Raw genomic sequence first — 14688 nt, forward strand, 5'->3', positions numbered from 1 at the left:
GCATGGCTGCGAAGACCACTGCCGCAGAGCTGCGCGGCCTCGATGCCGAGGCTCTGGAGACCAAGCTGCGCGAGGCCAAGGAAGAGCTGTTCAACCTGCGCTTCCAGAACGCCACGGGCCAGCTCGACAACACCGCTCGCCTCAAGACCGTCCGTCGCGACATCGCCCGCATCTACACGGTGCTGACCGAGCGCGAGCTGGGCATCATCGAGGCGGTCGAGGCATGAGCACCAGCGAGAAGGACACCGTGACCACCACGAACGACACCCCCAGCAGCGACCGCAACTACCGCAAGGTGCGCGAGGGACTCGTCACGAGCGACAAGATGGACAAGACCGTCGTCGTCATCGTCGAGGACCGCGTCAAGCACGCCTTGTACGGCAAGGTGCTGCGTCGCAACGTGAAGCTCAAGGCGCACGACGAGGCCAACGCGGCCGGCGTCGGCGACCGTGTGCTCATCCAGGAGACCCGCCCGCTGTCGGCCACCAAGCGCTGGCGCGTCGTGGAGATCCTCGAGAAGGCGAAGTGAGAGACAGATGATTCAGCAGGAGTCGCGACTCAAGGTCGCCGACAACACCGGTGCGAAGGAGATCCTCTGCATCCGTGTTCTCGGCGGATCGGGTCGACGCTACGCCGGTATCGGCGACACCATCGTCGCCACCGTCAAGGACGCCATCCCCGGCGGCAACGTCAAGAAGGGCGACGTCGTCAAGGCCGTCATCGTGCGCACCGTCAAGGAGCGCCGTCGTCCGGACGGTTCGTACATCAAGTTCGACGAGAACGCCGCGGTCATCCTGAAGACCGACGGCGATCCGCGTGGAACGCGCATCTTCGGCCCCGTGGGCCGCGAGCTGCGCGACAAGAAGTTCATGCGGATCATCTCGCTCGCCCCGGAGGTGCTCTGACATGACCAGCAACAAGAAGTCGACGCTGTCGATCCGCAAGGGTGACCAGGTCAAGGTCATCGCCGGAGCCGACAAGGGCGTCGAGGGCAAGGTCATCGAGGTGATCGCCGAGCGCAACCGCGTCATCGTCGAGGGCGTGAACCGCATCAAGCGGCACACGCGCGCCGGCGCTGACGGCGGCCAGGGCGGCATCATCACGCGTGAGGCCCCGATCCACGTCTCGAACGTGATGCTCGTGGTCGACGTCGACGGTGACAAGACCACCACGCGCGTGTCCTACCGCCGCGACGACGTGACCAAGAACCGTGCAGACGGTTCCAGCTACGAGGCCCAGCGCAGCGTGCGCGTGTCCTCCAAGACCGGAAAGGAGATCTGAGCATGGCCGAGTCCACCACCGCCGCTCCGCGGCTGAAGGCCAAGTACCGCGAGGAGATCCTCCCGGCCCTGCGCGAGGAGTTCGACCACGCGAACGTCATGCAGGTGCCCGGGCTGACGAAGATCGTCGTCAACATGGGTGTCGGCGAGGCAGCTCGCGACGGCAAGCTCATCGAGGGCGCGATCCGCGACCTCACCGCCATCACGGGCCAGAAGCCGCAGGTGACCAAGGCGCGCAAGTCGATCGCCCAGTTCAAGCTGCGTGAGGGCATGCCGATCGGCGCGCACGTCACGCTGCGGGGCGACCGCATGTGGGAGTTCCTCGATCGTCTGCTGACGCTCGCCCTCCCGCGCATCCGCGACTTCCGTGGTCTGAACGGCAAGCAGTTCGACGGCCGCGGCAACTACACCTTCGGTCTCACCGAGCAGGTCATGTTCCACGAGATCGACCAGGACAAGATCGATCGCTCGCGTGGCATGGACATCACCATCGTCACCACGGCCATCAACGACGACGAGGGTCGCGCGCTGCTGAAGCGGCTCGGCTTCCCGTTCAAGGAGAACTGACATGGCGAAGACCGGCCTGAAGATCAAGGCGGCCCGCAAGCCCAAGTTCGCGGTCCGTGGCTACACGCGCTGCCAGCGCTGCGGCCGTCCCCGCTCGGTGTACAAGAAGTTCGGCCTGTGCCGCATCTGCCTGCGCGAGATGGCGCACCGCGGCGAGCTCCCGGGCGTCACCAAGAGCAGCTGGTAATCCACCAACCCTCACGACCGTCGTAGGTCCTCCCTCACCCGCATGGCACATCGCCTGGGGGCACGGGATGCGAAACCGCGGCAGGAACGGAACACACCACCATGACCATGACCGATCCGATCGCGGATCTGCTCACGCGGATCCGCAACGGCAACCAGGCGTTCCACGACGAGGTGTCGGCGCCGTACTCCAAGCTGAAGGAGGGCGTCCTCGCCCTGCTCAAGCAGGAGGGCTACATCACCGACTACCGCGTCATCGAGCCCGCTGAGGGCGAGGTGGCCAAGAACCTGCAGATCACCCTCAAGTACGGCCCCCAGCGCGAGCGCTCGATCGCCGGCATCCGCCGCATCAGCAAGCCGGGCCTGCGGGTGTACGCCAAGTCCACGAACCTGCCGAAGGTGCTCGGCGGACTCGGTGTCGCCATCATCTCGACCAGCCAGGGCCTGCTGACCGATCGTCAGGCCACGACCAAGGGTGTAGGCGGAGAAGTCCTCGCCTACGTCTGGTGAGGGAGGAGACGAACACATGTCGCGCATCGGCAAGCTGCCCGTCGCCGTCCCGAACGGCGTCGAGGTCACCATCGAAGGCCAGGACGTCCGCGTCAAGGGCCCCAAGGGCGAGCTGTCCCACACGGTCGCCGACCCCATCACGGTCGCCCGTGGTGAGGACGGCAGCCTCGAGGTCAACCGTCCCGACGACGAGCGCAGGAGCAAGGCCCTCCACGGGCTGAGCCGCACGCTCATCAGCAACATGGTCGTCGGCGTCACCGACGGCTACGAGAAGAAGCTCGAGATCGTCGGCGTCGGCTACCGCGTCCTGTCCAAGGGCCCGACGGAGCTCGAGTTCGCGCTCGGCTTCAGCCACCCCGTGGTCGTCAAGGCCCCCGAGGGCATCACGTTCAACGTGGAGGCCCCGACCAAGTTCTCGGTCATCGGCATCGACAAGCAGTCGGTCGGCGAGGTCGCCGCGAACATCCGCAAGATCCGCAAGCCCGAGCCCTACAAGGGCAAGGGCGTCCGTTACGCCGGCGAGCGCGTGCTGCGCAAGGCTGGAAAGGCTGGTAAGTGATGGCCGTCTCCATCAAGCAGTCCAAGGGTCGCTCCGCTCGCGCCACGTCGCGCGCGCGTCGCCAGATCCGCGGTCGCAAGAAGCTCCACGGCTCGCCCGAGCGTCCTCGTCTCGTCGTGACCCGGTCCAGCAAGCACATCGTGGCCCAGGTCGTGAACGACCTCGAGGGTCACACGCTGGCCTCGGCCTCGACCCTCGAGGCCGACCTGCGGTCCTTCGAGGGCGACAAGACCGCCAAGGCGAAGAAGGTCGGCGAGCTCGTGGCCGACCGGGCGAAGGCCGCCGGCATCGAGAGCGTCGTCTTCGACCGCGCGGGCAACCGGTACGCCGGTCGTGTCGCGGCGCTGGCCGACGGTGCGCGTGAAGGCGGGCTGGAGTTCTGATGACCCACAACATCAACACCAACGACATGGGGAGTGCCGCATGAGCGCCCAGCAGAACCGCCGAGGAGGCGGAGACCGTCGCGGTGGTCGAGGCGACCGCGGCGGCGACAAGTCCAACTACATCGAGAAGGTCGTCACGATCAACCGTGTCGCGAAGGTGGTCAAGGGTGGACGTCGCTTCAGCTTCACCGCCCTCGTGATCGTCGGCGACGGTGACGGCCAGGTCGGTGTCGGCTACGGCAAGGCCAAGGAGGTCCCCACGGCGATCTCCAAGGGTGTCGAGGAGGCGAAGAAGAACTTCTTCCGCGTCCCGCGCATCCAGGGCACCATCCCGCACCCGGTGACGGGCGAGAAGGCGGCCGGTGTCGTCTTCCTGCGTCCGGCCTCGCCCGGTACCGGCGTCATCGCCGGTGGCCCGGTGCGCGCGGTGCTCGAGGCCGCCGGTGTGCACGACGTGCTGAGCAAGTCGCTCGGTTCCTCGAACTCCATCAACATCGTCCACGCGACGGTGGCGGCCCTCAAGGGCCTGGAGTCGCCCGAGATGGTCGCGCAGCGTCGCGGCCTGTCGGTCGAGGACGTCGCGCCCGCCGCCCTGCTCAAGGCGCAGGCCGAGGGCATCAAGGAGGCGCAGAACGCGCCCGTCGAGGCTGGTGTCTGATGGCACGTCTCGAGATCACCCAGGTTCGTTCGGCCATCGGTCGCCAGCAGAACCAGCGCCACACGTTGCGGTCGCTGGGTCTCAAGCGCATCGGTGACGTCGTCGTCAAGGAAGACCGTCCGGAGATCCGCGGCATGGCTGAGACCATCCCGCACCTCGTGGACGTCAAGGAGGTTGACTGACATGGCGCTGAAGCTCCACCACCTGCGCCCCGCCCCCGGTGCCAAGACCGCGAAGACCCGTGTGGGTCGCGGTGAGGGCTCCAAGGGCAAGACCGCCGGCCGCGGCACCAAGGGCACCAAGGCCCGCTACCAGGTGCCGGCCGGTTTCGAGGGTGGCCAGATCCCCCTCCACATGCGCCTGCCCAAGCTGAAGGGGTTCAAGAACCCCTTCCGTGAGGAGTACCAGGTCGTCAACGTCGAGCGGATCGGCACCCTCTTCCCCGAGGGTGGCGCCATCGACGTGGACGCGTTGGTCGAGGCCGGGGCGGTCCGCAAGGGCCACCTGGTCAAGGTGCTCGGCGAGGGCGACCTCTCGGTCGCCGTCCAGGTCACGGCTCACAAGTTCTCCGGTTCGGCCCGCAGCAAGATCGAGGCCGCCGGCGGCAGCGCGACCGAGCTCTGAATGACGCTCTGACGCACGACGGCGAGGCTCTCGGACCCCTCGGGTCCACCCGAGAGCCTCGCCGTCGTTCGTCGTCCGGCACCTCGTGCCGACGCAGACGCCGTGCCGGCGCAGGACGACCGTCCTGTAACCACCGGGCAACGGCCGACCTGCGAGAACTGACTGTTAGAGTCGCGGGGGCCCGTACGGGTTCCACGATCGAGGAGGACATCAGGTGCTCAGCGCCTTCGTGAACGCGTTCAAGACGCCTGACCTACGGCGCAAGCTGCTGTTCGTCCTCGGCGTCATCGTGCTGTTCCGTCTCGGCTCGACCCTTCCGGCTCCCGGCATCAACGTCAGCAACGTCCAGCGCTGCGTCGACCTCGCCTCCCAGGGCGAGAACAGCAGCCTGTTCGCGCTCATCAACGTCTTCTCCGGTGGTGCGCTCCTGCAGCTCACCGTGTTCGCGCTCGGCATCATGCCGTACATCACCGCGAGCATCATCCTGCAGCTGCTCGTCGTGGTCATCCCCAGGCTCGAGGCCCTCAAGAAGGAGGGCCAGTCCGGTCAGGCGAAGATCACGCAGTACACCCGCTACCTCACGCTGGGTCTGGCCGTGCTCCAGGCGACCGGCATCGTGGCCCTGGCGCGCAGCGGACAGCTGTTCGGCGGCGTCGACTGCGGCGACCTGCTCTACCGCCAGGACAGCATCCTGGCCTTCCTGCTCATCGTGCTCGTCATGGTCTCCGGCACCGCCGTCATCATGTGGCTCGGCGAGCTCATCACCGACCGCGGCGTCGGAAACGGCATGTCGATCCTGATCTTCACGCAGGTCGTCGCCACCTTCCCCGGCGCGATGTGGCTGATCAAGGAGCAGAAGGGCTGGGCGACGTTCTCCGCCGTCGTGGCCGTCGGTCTCGTGATCGTCGCGGCGGTCATCTTCATCGAGCAGGCCCAGCGGCGCATCCCCGTCCAGTACGCCAAGCGGATGGTCGGGCGTCGCATGTTCGGCGGCTCGTCGACCTACATCCCGCTGAAGGTCAACCAGGCCGGCATCATCCCGGTGATCTTCGCCTCGAGCCTGCTGTACCTGCCGGCCCTCTACGCCCAGTTCCGTCCGGACGGCGTGGGCGCGGTCTGGATCAACGACCACTTCGTGCGGGGCGACCACCCGTACTACATGATCACGTACTTCGCGCTGATCGTGTTCTTCGCCTACTTCTACGTCGCGATCACCTTCAACCCCGAAGAGGTCGCCGACAACATGAAGAAGTACGGCGGGTTCATCCCGGGCATCCGCGCGGGTCGTCCCACGCAGGACTACCTCGCGTACGTCCTGAGCCGCATCACGGCGCCCGGCGCGGTGTACCTGGGCATGGTCGCGCTCATCCCGATGATCGCCGTCGCCCTGCTCGGCGCGAGCCAGAACTTCCCGTTCGGCGGCACGTCGATCCTCATCATCGTGGGCGTCGGCCTCGACACGGTGAAGCAGATCGAGAGCCAGCTCCAGCAGCGCAACTACGAAGGGTTCCTGCGGTGACGCGACTTCTCATCATGGGCCCGCCGGGGGCGGGCAAGGGGACGCAGGCGGCGACGCTCGCCCAGCGCATCAGCGGCGCCCACATCTCGACCGGTGACATCTTCCGGGCGAACGTGCAGCAGCAGACCGAGCTGGGGAAGACGGCCCAGCGCTACATGGACGCCGGTGAGTACGTGCCCGACGAGGTCACGAACGCCATGGTGAAGGATCGACTGGCCCAGGACGACGCGCGCGACGCGTTCATCCTGGACGGCTACCCGCGGACGGTCGAGCAGGTCTCGACCCTCGACACGATCCTCTCCGACCTGGGGTCCCAGCTCGACCACGTGCTGGTGCTGACGGTGGATCACGAGGAGCTGATCGGCCGACTGCTGAAGCGGGCCGAGACCAGCGGTCGCGCCGACGACACCGAGGACGTCATCCGGCACCGCCAGGAGGTCTACATCGCCGAGACCGCGCCGTTGCTGCCGGTCTACCGCGAGCGGGGCCTGCTGCGCGAGGTCGACGGGATGGGCACGGTCGACGAGGTCGAGGCGCGCATCGACGCCGCGCTCGGTCTCTGACCGCGCGGTCCGGGGCGCGTCCGTGTTCGGCCGGGGCATCGAGCTCAAGAGTCCGGAGCAGGTCGTCGCGATGCGGCGTGCCGGGCTCGTGGTGGCCCATGCACTCGACGCGGTCAGGTCGGCGATCGCGCCCGGCGTGACCACCGCCGAGCTGGACGCGTTGGCGCACGACACGATCCGAGCGCACGGCGCCACCTCGAACTTCCTGCACTACGGCGCGGAGCCTGGTGTCCCCGGCTTCCCGGGCGTCATCTGCACCTCGGTCAACGACGAGGTCGTGCACGGCATCCCGGGCCCGCGGGTCCTGCGCGACGGCGACGTCATCTCCGTCGACTGCGGGGCCATCGTCGACGGCTGGCACGGCGACGCGGCCATCACCGTCGAGGTGGGTGAGGTGCGGCCGGAGGTGCACACGCTCGTGGTCGAGACCGAACGGGCCCTCTGGGCGGGGATCGCCGCGGGGGCGCCCGGGCGTCGCGTCGGCGACATCAGCCACGCCATCGAGCGCAGCGTCCGGTCCGCCGGGACGTACGGCATCGCCGACGGCTACACCGGTCACGGCATCGGCACCGCCATGCACCAGGCACCCGACGTGCCGAACGTCGGCCGGCCCGGCAAGGGCCCGAAGATCGTGCCCGGACTCGTCCTCGCAGTCGAGCCGATGGTGACGCTCGGCTCGCCGGACAACCGCACGACCGAGGACCAGTGGACCGTCGTGACGGTGGACGGCTCGTGGGCCGCGCACTGGGAGCACACGGTGACGTGGACCGAGGAGGGAGCCTGGGTGCTGACCGCGGTCGACGGCGGCCGGGCCCAGCTCGCGGCGCTCGGGGTCGCGTACGCCGGGGACGACGCATGAGCGGCATCCGTCGGCTCGTCCCTGCGCTGCTCACCGGCGCCGTCCTCGTGCTGGTCGGAGCGTGCTCCGGTGGCTCCGACGGCTCCGACGACCCGGCCGCAGCGGTCGAGACGATGATGCGAGCGCTCGACGCGGGCGACTGCCAGGCCGTCAAGGACGTGGTGCTGACTCCCTCGGAGATCGACTGCGGCTTCGTGACGGACCTCGGTGGCATGTTCGCCGACGAGGGCCTCGAGCTCGACGAGGTGGACTTCACCGTGGCGGAGTCGTCCGGGGACCAGGCCACGGTCGAGATCGACTGGAACGACGGCGACCCGAGCGAGTCCTACGAGGTCCAGCGGGTCGACGGCACGTGGAAGGTCCTGTTCGACAGCGCGGCCTGAGGCACCTCTCGACGAGCGAGCGCCCCGAAGGCCTCAGTCGTCGGTGGGCGCCGTGGTGGCCGACGTCGCAGCGGACTTCGCCGTGACGCCCGCCGTGATGCGCACCGAGGCCAGGCTCCTGGTCGTGAATCCGTCGCGGGTGCCGGTGACGATGACGCGGACCTTCTTGCCGCGGTCGGCCGCGGTGAGGGTGTAGGTCGTGCGGGTCGCCCCGCGCACGGCCCTGCCGTCGGCGTACCACTGGTAGGTGAACCGCGCCGACGGCGACCACGGAGCAGTGGTGGCGGTGAGGGTGGAGCCGACGCTCTCTGCGCCGGTGAACTCGGGGCGCGGCGCGGTGGTGAAGCGTCCGGCGGCGACGGGGCCGGTGATGCGCACCGAGGCCAGGCTCCTGGTGGTGAATCCGTCGCGGGTGCCGGTGACGATGACGCGGACCTTCTTGCCGCGGTCTGCGGCGGTGAGGGTGTAGGTGGCCGAGGTGGCACCGACGATGGGCTTGCCGTCGGCGTACCACTGGTAGGCCAGCGCGGCGTCGCCCGACCACGGGGGAGTGGTGGCGGTGAGGGTGGAGCCCACGCTCTCCTCACCGGTGAGCTCGGGGCGCGGCGCCGTGGTGAAGCGTCCGGCGGCGACGGGGCCGGTGATGCGCACCGAGGCCAGGCTCCTGGTGGTGAACCCGTCGCGGGTGCCGGTGACGATGACGCGGACCTTCTTGCCGCGGTCGGCGGCGGTGAGGGTGTAGGTGGCCGAGGTGGCGCCGGCGATCGGCTTGCCGTCGGCGTACCACTGGTGCGCGAGGGTGGCCTCGGGTGACCACGGGGCAGTGGTGGCGGTGAGGGTGGAGCCGACGCTCTCCTCACCGGTGAGCTCGGGGCGGGGCGTGGTGGTGAAGCCGCCCGGAGCCACGGGACCGGTGAGGCGCTCGGACGCCAGGGTGCGGGAGGTGTAGCCGGGGCGCGTGGCCGTCGCGAGGACGCGCACCTTCGCCCCGAGCTGATCGGCGTCGACCGTGTGCACGGCCGAGGTCGCCCCGGGGATGGGCTTGCCGTCGGCGTACCACTGGTAGCTGACCTGGGCGGTGGGCGACCAGGCCGGCGTGCTCGCCACGAGCCGCGAGCCCACCGTCTCCTGACCGGAGAACGTGGGACGGCTCGTCGAGGCGAAGCTGCCGGCGGTCACGGCGTCGGTGATCCGCGTCGAGGCCAGGCTCTTCGTGGGGTACCCGGACTTCTTGCCGGTGACGATGACCCGCACGGCCTTGCCCAGGTCGCCCGCGGCGAGGGTGTAGGTCGCGGAGGAGGCGCCGGAGATGGCCTTCCCGTCGGCGTACCACTGGTAGGTGAAGCTCGCGCCCGGCTTCCAGGCGGACGTGGTGGCGCTCAACCGGCTGCCGACCGTCTCCCCGCCCGTGAACGTCGGGCGGGGCGTGGCGCTGAAGGCGGGCGTGGTGTCGGGGTCGGCGAAGTGGATGAACCCGTCGGGCCACCCCGATCCGGACTTGGTGATCCGGCGGTGGTCGAACGTGCGACCCCAGTTGGACTCCGAGACGATGATCTCGGTGGGGGAGGCCACCTTCTCGACGTAGGCGACGTGGTTGCCGGTCCTGCCCCACCAGGCCACGGAGCCGACCGTCGGTGTCTGGTCGGTGACCGACGCCATCGCCGTGCCCCAGTCGCGCGCGTTGCCCACGCCCGACTTCGGCCGGACGTTGGGCATCCCGTTGGTGGTGATCAGTCGGTAGGCGACGTAGTTGGTGCAGTTGGTCCCCGTGTACATGCGCCAGTAGCTGGTCCTCTGCTTCGTCTCGTAGCCGAAGTGGTCGTAGCCGGCGCGCTTGCAGGAGGCGTACCCCGAGCACAGCAGCGACGAGCCGGCCTGCGCCGAGACGCCCGCGGAGACGATCAGTCCGCCCACCACGGCCAGGGAGGCGGCGAAAGATATCAGCGCGGTCAGCACCCGAGATTGCGACACGCCGAGCAGCGTACGTGATTTTCGGGACTCGTGGGGCGGAAGTGACGCGGGAGGCCGCCGGACTCCCGTCGCTCCAGCCGGTGCCAGGGGGTCCGTTCCCGTAGGTTGAGCCCGTGCCCAAGATCACCGGTGGCTCCCTGGAGGAGCACCGCACCCAGACGCGGCAGGCGGTCTTCGACGCGCTCGTCCGGCTCCTGGACCGCATGTCCTTCGACGCCGTCCGCATGGCCGACCTCGCGGCCGAGGCGGGCGTGGGCCGCACGGCGATCTACAACCACTTCCGCGACAAGGATGCCGTCATCGTGGGGTTCGCGACCTCCGAGACGAGCAAGTACCTGGAGCGACTGAACGCGGTGCTGGCCGACGCCGGGACACCGCGCGAGCGGCTGCGCGCCTACGTGCGGCACCACATCGACACCCAGGGCGAGCAGCACTTCGGCTTCGGCCCGGACATCTACGGCCAGCTCGGGCCGGAGTCCCGCCTCGCGATCCGCGACCACGTCCTCGAGATCGAGGACGTCGTGCGGACGATCCTGGTCGACGGTGTCGCGACGGGCGACTTCCGCGAGGTCGACATCGACCAGGTCATGCGGCTGGTGCAGGCCTGCCTGCAGCCCCGCAACGTCGACGCCGACACCGTCGTGGACTTCGTGCAGCGGGCCCTCCTCGCCTGAGGCGTCGCGATCGTCCGTCGATGTGACCCGCGTCATGTCGCCGGATGCAGACACCTTGTCATCATTGTGGTCTACTTAGGCTCGCCTAGCCTACCTTAGGCAACCCTAAACACAGTGAGGTCCGATGCGCCCCCGACCATCTCGACGCGGCTCCGTCCGTGCCGTCCTGCCCCTGCTCCTGAGCGTCCTCCTCCCGGCGGCCCTCCTCGCGCCGACGAGTGCTGCGGCGGCCGAGGTCTCACTCGCCGCGACGGTGAAGGAGTCGACGCCGACGCGGCTCGCGATCGACGTCGCGGGCGAGGGGTACTCGCGCGAGGCGCCGGGCATCTACGTCGGCATCGCGCCCCGCGGTGGTGCGAGCGTGGTCGACGCGAGCGCCTACGTCCACACGGAGTTCGTCCGTCCGGTCCAGATCGGTGACGGGGGTCGCTTCTCCCAGACGCTCGAGCTCGGCGCCGACGAGATCGCGCGGCTCGACGCCTCGAAGACGTACGCCGTCTACACGTTCAAGGCGCACGGCCAGGCGGCGTCCGACCCGTCGCAGAACGCCGAGGTCCCCGTCGACCTCGACTTCACGACCCTCGTCGAGCCCGAGGAGCCCGCCGAGCCGGAGACCCCGACCGAGCCGGAGACGCCGACCGAGCCGGAGACGCCGACCGAGCCGGAGACGCCGACCGAGCCGGTGGAGCCCGAGGAGCCCGAGGCGCCTGCGCCGTCGGTGTCGGTGTCGCGGTCGGAGTTCTCGGCCGAGGGTGCGGCGACGGTGACGGTGGAGGGCAGGAACTTCGATCCTGCGTCGGCGACGGGTGTGCGTCCGCCGCTGGCGGGCAAGCCTGCTGGCGCCTACGTGGTGGTGGGCAAGTTCGCCGACGTGTGGCAGCCGTCCAAGGGTGCGGGATCCTCGACGCGGGTGAACTCGTCGCAGAAGTGGGCGGTCTCGGCAGCCGACATGGGGGCGATCGGTGGTGCCGGAGGCGGTGCGGTCGAGCTGCGTCCCGACGGGTCGTTCACGGCGGAGCTGACGGTCGACAAGGCTGCGCTGGACGCCAAGGCCACGGCCGAGTCGTTGAGGAACTACGGGATCTACACGTACGCGGGCTCGGGTGCGTCCGTCGCGGCCTACGAGACCGCCACCCCGATCACGTTCACCGACCCCGGTGTCCTCACCCCGACGCTCGACGTGGAGGTCGTCGAGCAGGTCGAGGGCAGCCTGAAGGTCGACGTCGAGGGCTTCGGCTACGCCACGACGGGGCCGGGCGTCTACCTCGGCATCTCCGAGTCCGGGGGCGCCAGCCCCACGGACGTCGGCGCCTACCGGGGCGCGGTCCTCGTCCCGAGCACGACCATGGGCGTGGGGGGCACCTTCGCGCGGACGCTGACCCTCGACGCCGACGACATCGAGACGCTCGACCCCACGAAGCAGTACTCGGTGTACTCGCTGAAGGCGCACGGGCAGGCGGCCACCGATCCGTCCCAGACGGTCGAGGCGCCCCTCGACATCGACGTCGCCGTCCTCAAGCCTGCGTCCGAGCCTCAGGGTGCGCAGCTGGAGGTGGAGGTCGTCGAGCAGAAGAAGGGCAGCCTGAAGGTCGACGTCGCGGGCTCCGGCTACGCGACGACCTCCCCGGGCGTCTACGTCGGGATCTCCGAGTCCGGTGGCGCCAGCGCCACGGACGCCGGTGCCTACCGCGGCGCGATCTGGGTCCAGGCCTCCTCCATGGGCGAGGGCGGCACGTTCGAGCGGACGATCGAGCTCGACGCAGCCGCGATCGCGACCCTCGACCCGACCGAGGACTACTCGGTCTACTCGCTCAAGGCGCACGGCGTGCCCGACCCCGGCGCGACGCAGAGCGTCGAGAAGGCGATCGACCTCGACGTCGCGCTGCTGCAGGGCGACGACGAGCCGGTCGATCCTGGGCCGAACGGTCCGACACTGGACGTGTCGGTGGCGGAGCAGAGGAAGGGCAGCCTGAAGGTCGCCGTGAAGGGTTCCGGATACGCGGTCGCCTCGCCCGGTGTCTACGTCGCGATCGCTCCGGTCGGTGGTGGGAGCACCTCCGACGCGAGTGCGTACGTCGGCACGGAGTGGGTGCAGCACACGCAGATGGGTGCGGGTGGCACGTTCACGGTGACGTTGGCCCCGTCGGCCTCGGAGATCGCGACGCTGGACCCGACGAAGGAGTACGCGGTCTACTCGTTGAAGGCGCATGGTCAGGCTGCGTCCGACCCGTCGCAGACGGTGGAGGTGCCGATCGACCTCGACGTCGCCCTCCTGAAGGGCGGCGTCGTGACCCCGCCGACGCCGACCGACCCCGACCCCGGCACCGGTCCTGGTGCCGGCCCGGGTGCAGGGGGCGGGGTCGACGCGCCGAGGACGAGCGGGTCGCTGCGCTGGGGCGTGAAGGCAGCGTTCCGCAGCTACGTGACCGGCCCCATCGCCAACGGCCGGGTCTCGGTGTCGCGGGGGGCCTCGGCCTCGGGCGGGAGCTACCGCTTCTTCCAGAAGTCGACCGCCGCGTCCGGAGCCGATGCTCGTGGTGCGACGCGCTACGGCGGCACCGTGCGCTTCACGGGTCACGCCGGTGCGCTGGACCTGTCCGTCACCGACCCCACGGTCACCGTCCGTGCAGGCCGGGTCGGGACCCTCTCGGCCGTGATGGCGGGCCGGCGCATCGACGTCGGATCGGTCGACCTGGCGCGCGCCTCGAGGACGACGAAGGCCGGAGCGGTCACGTACTCGGGTGCGCCCGTGCGCCTCACCGCCGCCGGTGCCCGCGCCTTCCAGGGGTTCTACTCCGCCGGTGAGGCGATGGACCCGGTGACGTTCACGATCGGCAGCGACGGAGGTGCGGCGTCCGGTGGTGGCACCGTGGCCGCTGCCGTGAGCACGACCGGCTTCGTCCCTCCGGCGTCCCCGCCGGCCTCGACGGGCGTCACGCTCGACCTGGCCGACGGCGACACCGTCCGCGCAGGCGACCGCCTGACGGCGAGCGCGTCCGGGTTCCGGCCCGGGGAGACCGACATCGCCGTCGTGGTCTACTCCACGCCGGTCGTGCTGGAGCGCTCGCTCAGCGCCGACGCGCAGGGCCGTGCCACGTGGAGCGGCGTCCTGCCGGGTGATCTCGAGCCGGGGGAGCACACCCTGACCTTCCAGGGCTCGATCAGCCGCGGGGCCGTGTTCACCGTGGCCGACGCCGAGGAGGCCGAGCGGTGCGAGGTGGCCGACGCCACCCTCACCTGGGGCGTGAAGGAGTCTTTCCGGTCCTACGTGTCCGGGTCCATCGCGAACGGCGACTGGACCACCTCGGGCGACGCGTCCTACGAGACGCCCGAGTTCGGCTTCTCGGGCGGCTCCGGCTCGTTCGACGCCGCCACGACCGAGGGTGACGTGGCCTTCGACGGCGCGATCCGCTTCTCGGGCCACTCCGGTGCGCTCGAGGTCGTGCTCGAGGACCCGGTGGTCCGGTTCACCGACGCCGACACCGCGGTGCTGCTGCTCGACATGACCGCAGGCGACCGCGCGGCGGCCGAGGCCGGCGGCGACGCAGCTCCCACGACGACCGAGGACGTGCCGTTCGTGGAGCTCGACCTGTCCGGGGCCGAGGTCGAGCGCACCGACGACGGGACCGGGTACACCGTGACCGACGCACCCGCGGTGCTCACCGAGCAGGGACACGGGGTCTTCGGCACCTACGAGGCGGGCACGGCCTTCGACCCGATCGACCTCACCGTCACCACGGCCGCGGACTGCGCCGGGACGGCGGGCGAGGCGTCCGCGGCCCCGACGGACACCACCGAGGCGGCGGGCCTCGCCGGCACCGCGTCCGACAGCGGGGTCCCGGCCTGGTGGGTCGCCGTGGCCGCGGCGCTCGCGCTCGTCGTCGGCTTCGGCATGGCGAGCCTGCGCCGTCGCTCGGGCGGTCTGCGGTGACCGCGACCGTCCGAGGCCGCG

General features: G+C 69.9%; 19 protein-coding genes. 18 read left to right on the top strand and 1 reads right to left on the bottom strand.

Features of this window, described 5'->3' with window-relative positions; translation table 11 throughout:
* Positions 1–2: 2 nt before the first annotated feature.
* The 16 genes from rpmC to ASF35_RS06210 all read left to right on the top strand — a co-directional run bounded on the left by rpmC (position 3) and on the right by ASF35_RS06210 (position 8091).
* Positions 3–227 (top strand): 50S ribosomal protein L29, encoded by a 225-nt coding sequence (gene rpmC, locus ASF35_RS06135; protein ID WP_055964293.1) that lies wholly within the window; start codon positions 3–5, stop codon positions 225–227.
* A complete protein-coding gene (rpsQ, locus tag ASF35_RS06140) occupies positions 224–529 on the top strand; it encodes a 30S ribosomal protein S17 (RefSeq protein WP_055964297.1) in 306 nt (101 codons plus the stop codon). The genes rpmC and rpsQ overlap by 4 nt, the downstream gene beginning before the upstream one ends.
* 7 nt (positions 530–536) lie before the next feature.
* Positions 537–905: a 50S ribosomal protein L14 gene (rplN, locus tag ASF35_RS06145; RefSeq protein WP_055964301.1), complete on the top strand. Its 369-nt coding sequence runs from the start codon at positions 537–539 to the stop codon at positions 903–905.
* A gap of 1 nt (position 906) precedes the next feature.
* Positions 907–1281, top strand: coding sequence for a 50S ribosomal protein L24 (gene rplX, locus ASF35_RS06150; protein ID WP_055964304.1), 375 nt, complete (start codon positions 907–909; stop codon positions 1279–1281).
* A gap of 2 nt (positions 1282–1283) precedes the next feature.
* Positions 1284–1847: a 50S ribosomal protein L5 gene (gene rplE / locus ASF35_RS06155; RefSeq protein WP_055964307.1), complete on the top strand. Its 564-nt coding sequence runs from the start codon at positions 1284–1286 to the stop codon at positions 1845–1847.
* A 1-nt stretch (position 1848) separates the two neighbouring features.
* Complete coding sequence (locus ASF35_RS06160; RefSeq protein WP_055964310.1) at positions 1849–2034, top strand: type Z 30S ribosomal protein S14; 186 nt, start codon at positions 1849–1851, stop codon at positions 2032–2034.
* A 101-nt stretch (positions 2035–2135) separates the two neighbouring features.
* Positions 2136–2543 carry a 30S ribosomal protein S8 gene (gene rpsH / locus ASF35_RS06165; RefSeq protein ID WP_055964313.1) on the top strand — a complete coding sequence of 136 codons (408 nt, stop codon included), beginning with the start codon at positions 2136–2138 and terminating at the stop codon, positions 2541–2543.
* Between the two features lie 16 nt (positions 2544–2559).
* On the top strand, positions 2560–3102 hold the full coding sequence (gene rplF / locus ASF35_RS06170) for a 50S ribosomal protein L6 (RefSeq protein WP_055964315.1): 543 nt from the start codon (positions 2560–2562) through the stop codon (positions 3100–3102).
* Positions 3102–3485 (top strand): 50S ribosomal protein L18, encoded by a 384-nt coding sequence (gene rplR, locus ASF35_RS06175; protein ID WP_055964318.1) that lies wholly within the window; start codon positions 3102–3104, stop codon positions 3483–3485. Before rplF ends, rplR begins: the two co-directional genes overlap by 1 nt.
* Positions 3486–3525: 40 nt before the next feature.
* A complete protein-coding gene (gene rpsE, locus ASF35_RS06180; RefSeq protein ID WP_055964320.1) occupies positions 3526–4143 on the top strand; it encodes a 30S ribosomal protein S5 in 618 nt (205 codons plus the stop codon).
* Positions 4143–4325 carry a 50S ribosomal protein L30 gene (gene rpmD / locus ASF35_RS06185; RefSeq protein ID WP_055964323.1) on the top strand — a complete coding sequence of 61 codons (183 nt, stop codon included), beginning with the start codon at positions 4143–4145 and terminating at the stop codon, positions 4323–4325. Before rpsE ends, rpmD begins: the two co-directional genes overlap by 1 nt.
* 1 nt (position 4326) lies before the next feature.
* On the top strand, positions 4327–4767 hold the full coding sequence (gene rplO, locus ASF35_RS06190) for a 50S ribosomal protein L15 (RefSeq protein ID WP_055964326.1): 441 nt from the start codon (positions 4327–4329) through the stop codon (positions 4765–4767).
* Between the two features lie 214 nt (positions 4768–4981).
* Positions 4982–6286, top strand: coding sequence for a preprotein translocase subunit SecY (gene secY / locus ASF35_RS06195; RefSeq protein WP_055964329.1), 1305 nt, complete (start codon positions 4982–4984; stop codon positions 6284–6286).
* Positions 6283–6849 (top strand): adenylate kinase, encoded by a 567-nt coding sequence (locus ASF35_RS06200; RefSeq protein ID WP_255353796.1) that lies wholly within the window; start codon positions 6283–6285, stop codon positions 6847–6849. Before secY ends, ASF35_RS06200 begins: the two co-directional genes overlap by 4 nt.
* A gap of 22 nt (positions 6850–6871) precedes the next feature.
* Positions 6872–7708, top strand: a complete 837-nt coding sequence (gene map / locus ASF35_RS06205; protein WP_082480219.1) for a type I methionyl aminopeptidase — start codon at positions 6872–6874, stop codon at positions 7706–7708.
* On the top strand, positions 7705–8091 hold the full coding sequence (locus ASF35_RS06210; RefSeq protein ID WP_055964332.1) for a hypothetical protein: 387 nt from the start codon (positions 7705–7707) through the stop codon (positions 8089–8091). The genes map and ASF35_RS06210 overlap by 4 nt, the downstream gene beginning before the upstream one ends.
* 33 nt (positions 8092–8124) lie before the next feature.
* Here ASF35_RS06210 and ASF35_RS06215 read toward each other — a convergent pair whose 3' ends face one another.
* Complete coding sequence (locus ASF35_RS06215) at positions 8125–10062, bottom strand: CHAP domain-containing protein (RefSeq protein ID WP_156367967.1); 1938 nt, start codon at positions 10060–10062, stop codon at positions 8125–8127.
* Between the two features lie 113 nt (positions 10063–10175).
* On the opposite strand from ASF35_RS06215, the gene ASF35_RS06220 reads away from it, so the two are divergent.
* Positions 10176–10736: a TetR/AcrR family transcriptional regulator gene (locus ASF35_RS06220; protein WP_055964337.1), complete on the top strand. Its 561-nt coding sequence runs from the start codon at positions 10176–10178 to the stop codon at positions 10734–10736.
* Between the two features lie 124 nt (positions 10737–10860).
* A complete protein-coding gene (locus ASF35_RS06225; RefSeq protein WP_055964340.1) occupies positions 10861–14667 on the top strand; it encodes an HtaA domain-containing protein in 3807 nt (1268 codons plus the stop codon).
* Positions 14668–14688: the final 21 nt, after the last annotated feature.

The sequence above is a fragment of the Aeromicrobium sp. Leaf291 genome, from assembly GCF_001423365.1.
Taxonomy (GTDB): Bacteria; Actinomycetota; Actinomycetes; order Propionibacteriales; family Nocardioidaceae; genus Aeromicrobium.

Excerpts from the sequence above, each read along its gene's own strand:
- rpsH (WP_055964313.1), top strand. The coding sequence starts at position 2,136 with ATGACCATGACCGATCCGATCGCGGATCTGCTCACGCGGATCCGCAAC.
- rplO (WP_055964326.1), top strand. The coding sequence starts at position 4,327 with ATGGCGCTGAAGCTCCACCACCTGCGCCCCGCCCCCGGTGCCAAGACC.
- rplF (WP_055964315.1), top strand. The coding sequence starts at position 2,560 with ATGTCGCGCATCGGCAAGCTGCCCGTCGCCGTCCCGAACGGCGTCGAG.
- rplX (WP_055964304.1), top strand. The coding sequence starts at position 907 with ATGACCAGCAACAAGAAGTCGACGCTGTCGATCCGCAAGGGTGACCAG.
- rplE (WP_055964307.1), top strand. The coding sequence starts at position 1,284 with ATGGCCGAGTCCACCACCGCCGCTCCGCGGCTGAAGGCCAAGTACCGC.
- rpsE (WP_055964320.1), top strand. The coding sequence starts at position 3,526 with ATGAGCGCCCAGCAGAACCGCCGAGGAGGCGGAGACCGTCGCGGTGGT.
- ASF35_RS06225 (WP_055964340.1), top strand. The coding sequence starts at position 10,861 with ATGCGCCCCCGACCATCTCGACGCGGCTCCGTCCGTGCCGTCCTGCCC.
- rplR (WP_055964318.1), top strand. The coding sequence starts at position 3,102 with ATGGCCGTCTCCATCAAGCAGTCCAAGGGTCGCTCCGCTCGCGCCACG.
- ASF35_RS06210 (WP_055964332.1), top strand. The coding sequence starts at position 7,705 with ATGAGCGGCATCCGTCGGCTCGTCCCTGCGCTGCTCACCGGCGCCGTC.
- rpsQ (WP_055964297.1), top strand. The coding sequence starts at position 224 with ATGAGCACCAGCGAGAAGGACACCGTGACCACCACGAACGACACCCCC.
- rpmC (WP_055964293.1), top strand. The coding sequence starts at position 3 with ATGGCTGCGAAGACCACTGCCGCAGAGCTGCGCGGCCTCGATGCCGAG.
- ASF35_RS06160 (WP_055964310.1), top strand. The coding sequence starts at position 1,849 with ATGGCGAAGACCGGCCTGAAGATCAAGGCGGCCCGCAAGCCCAAGTTC.
- rpmD (WP_055964323.1), top strand. The coding sequence starts at position 4,143 with ATGGCACGTCTCGAGATCACCCAGGTTCGTTCGGCCATCGGTCGCCAG.
- rplN (WP_055964301.1), top strand. The coding sequence starts at position 537 with ATGATTCAGCAGGAGTCGCGACTCAAGGTCGCCGACAACACCGGTGCG.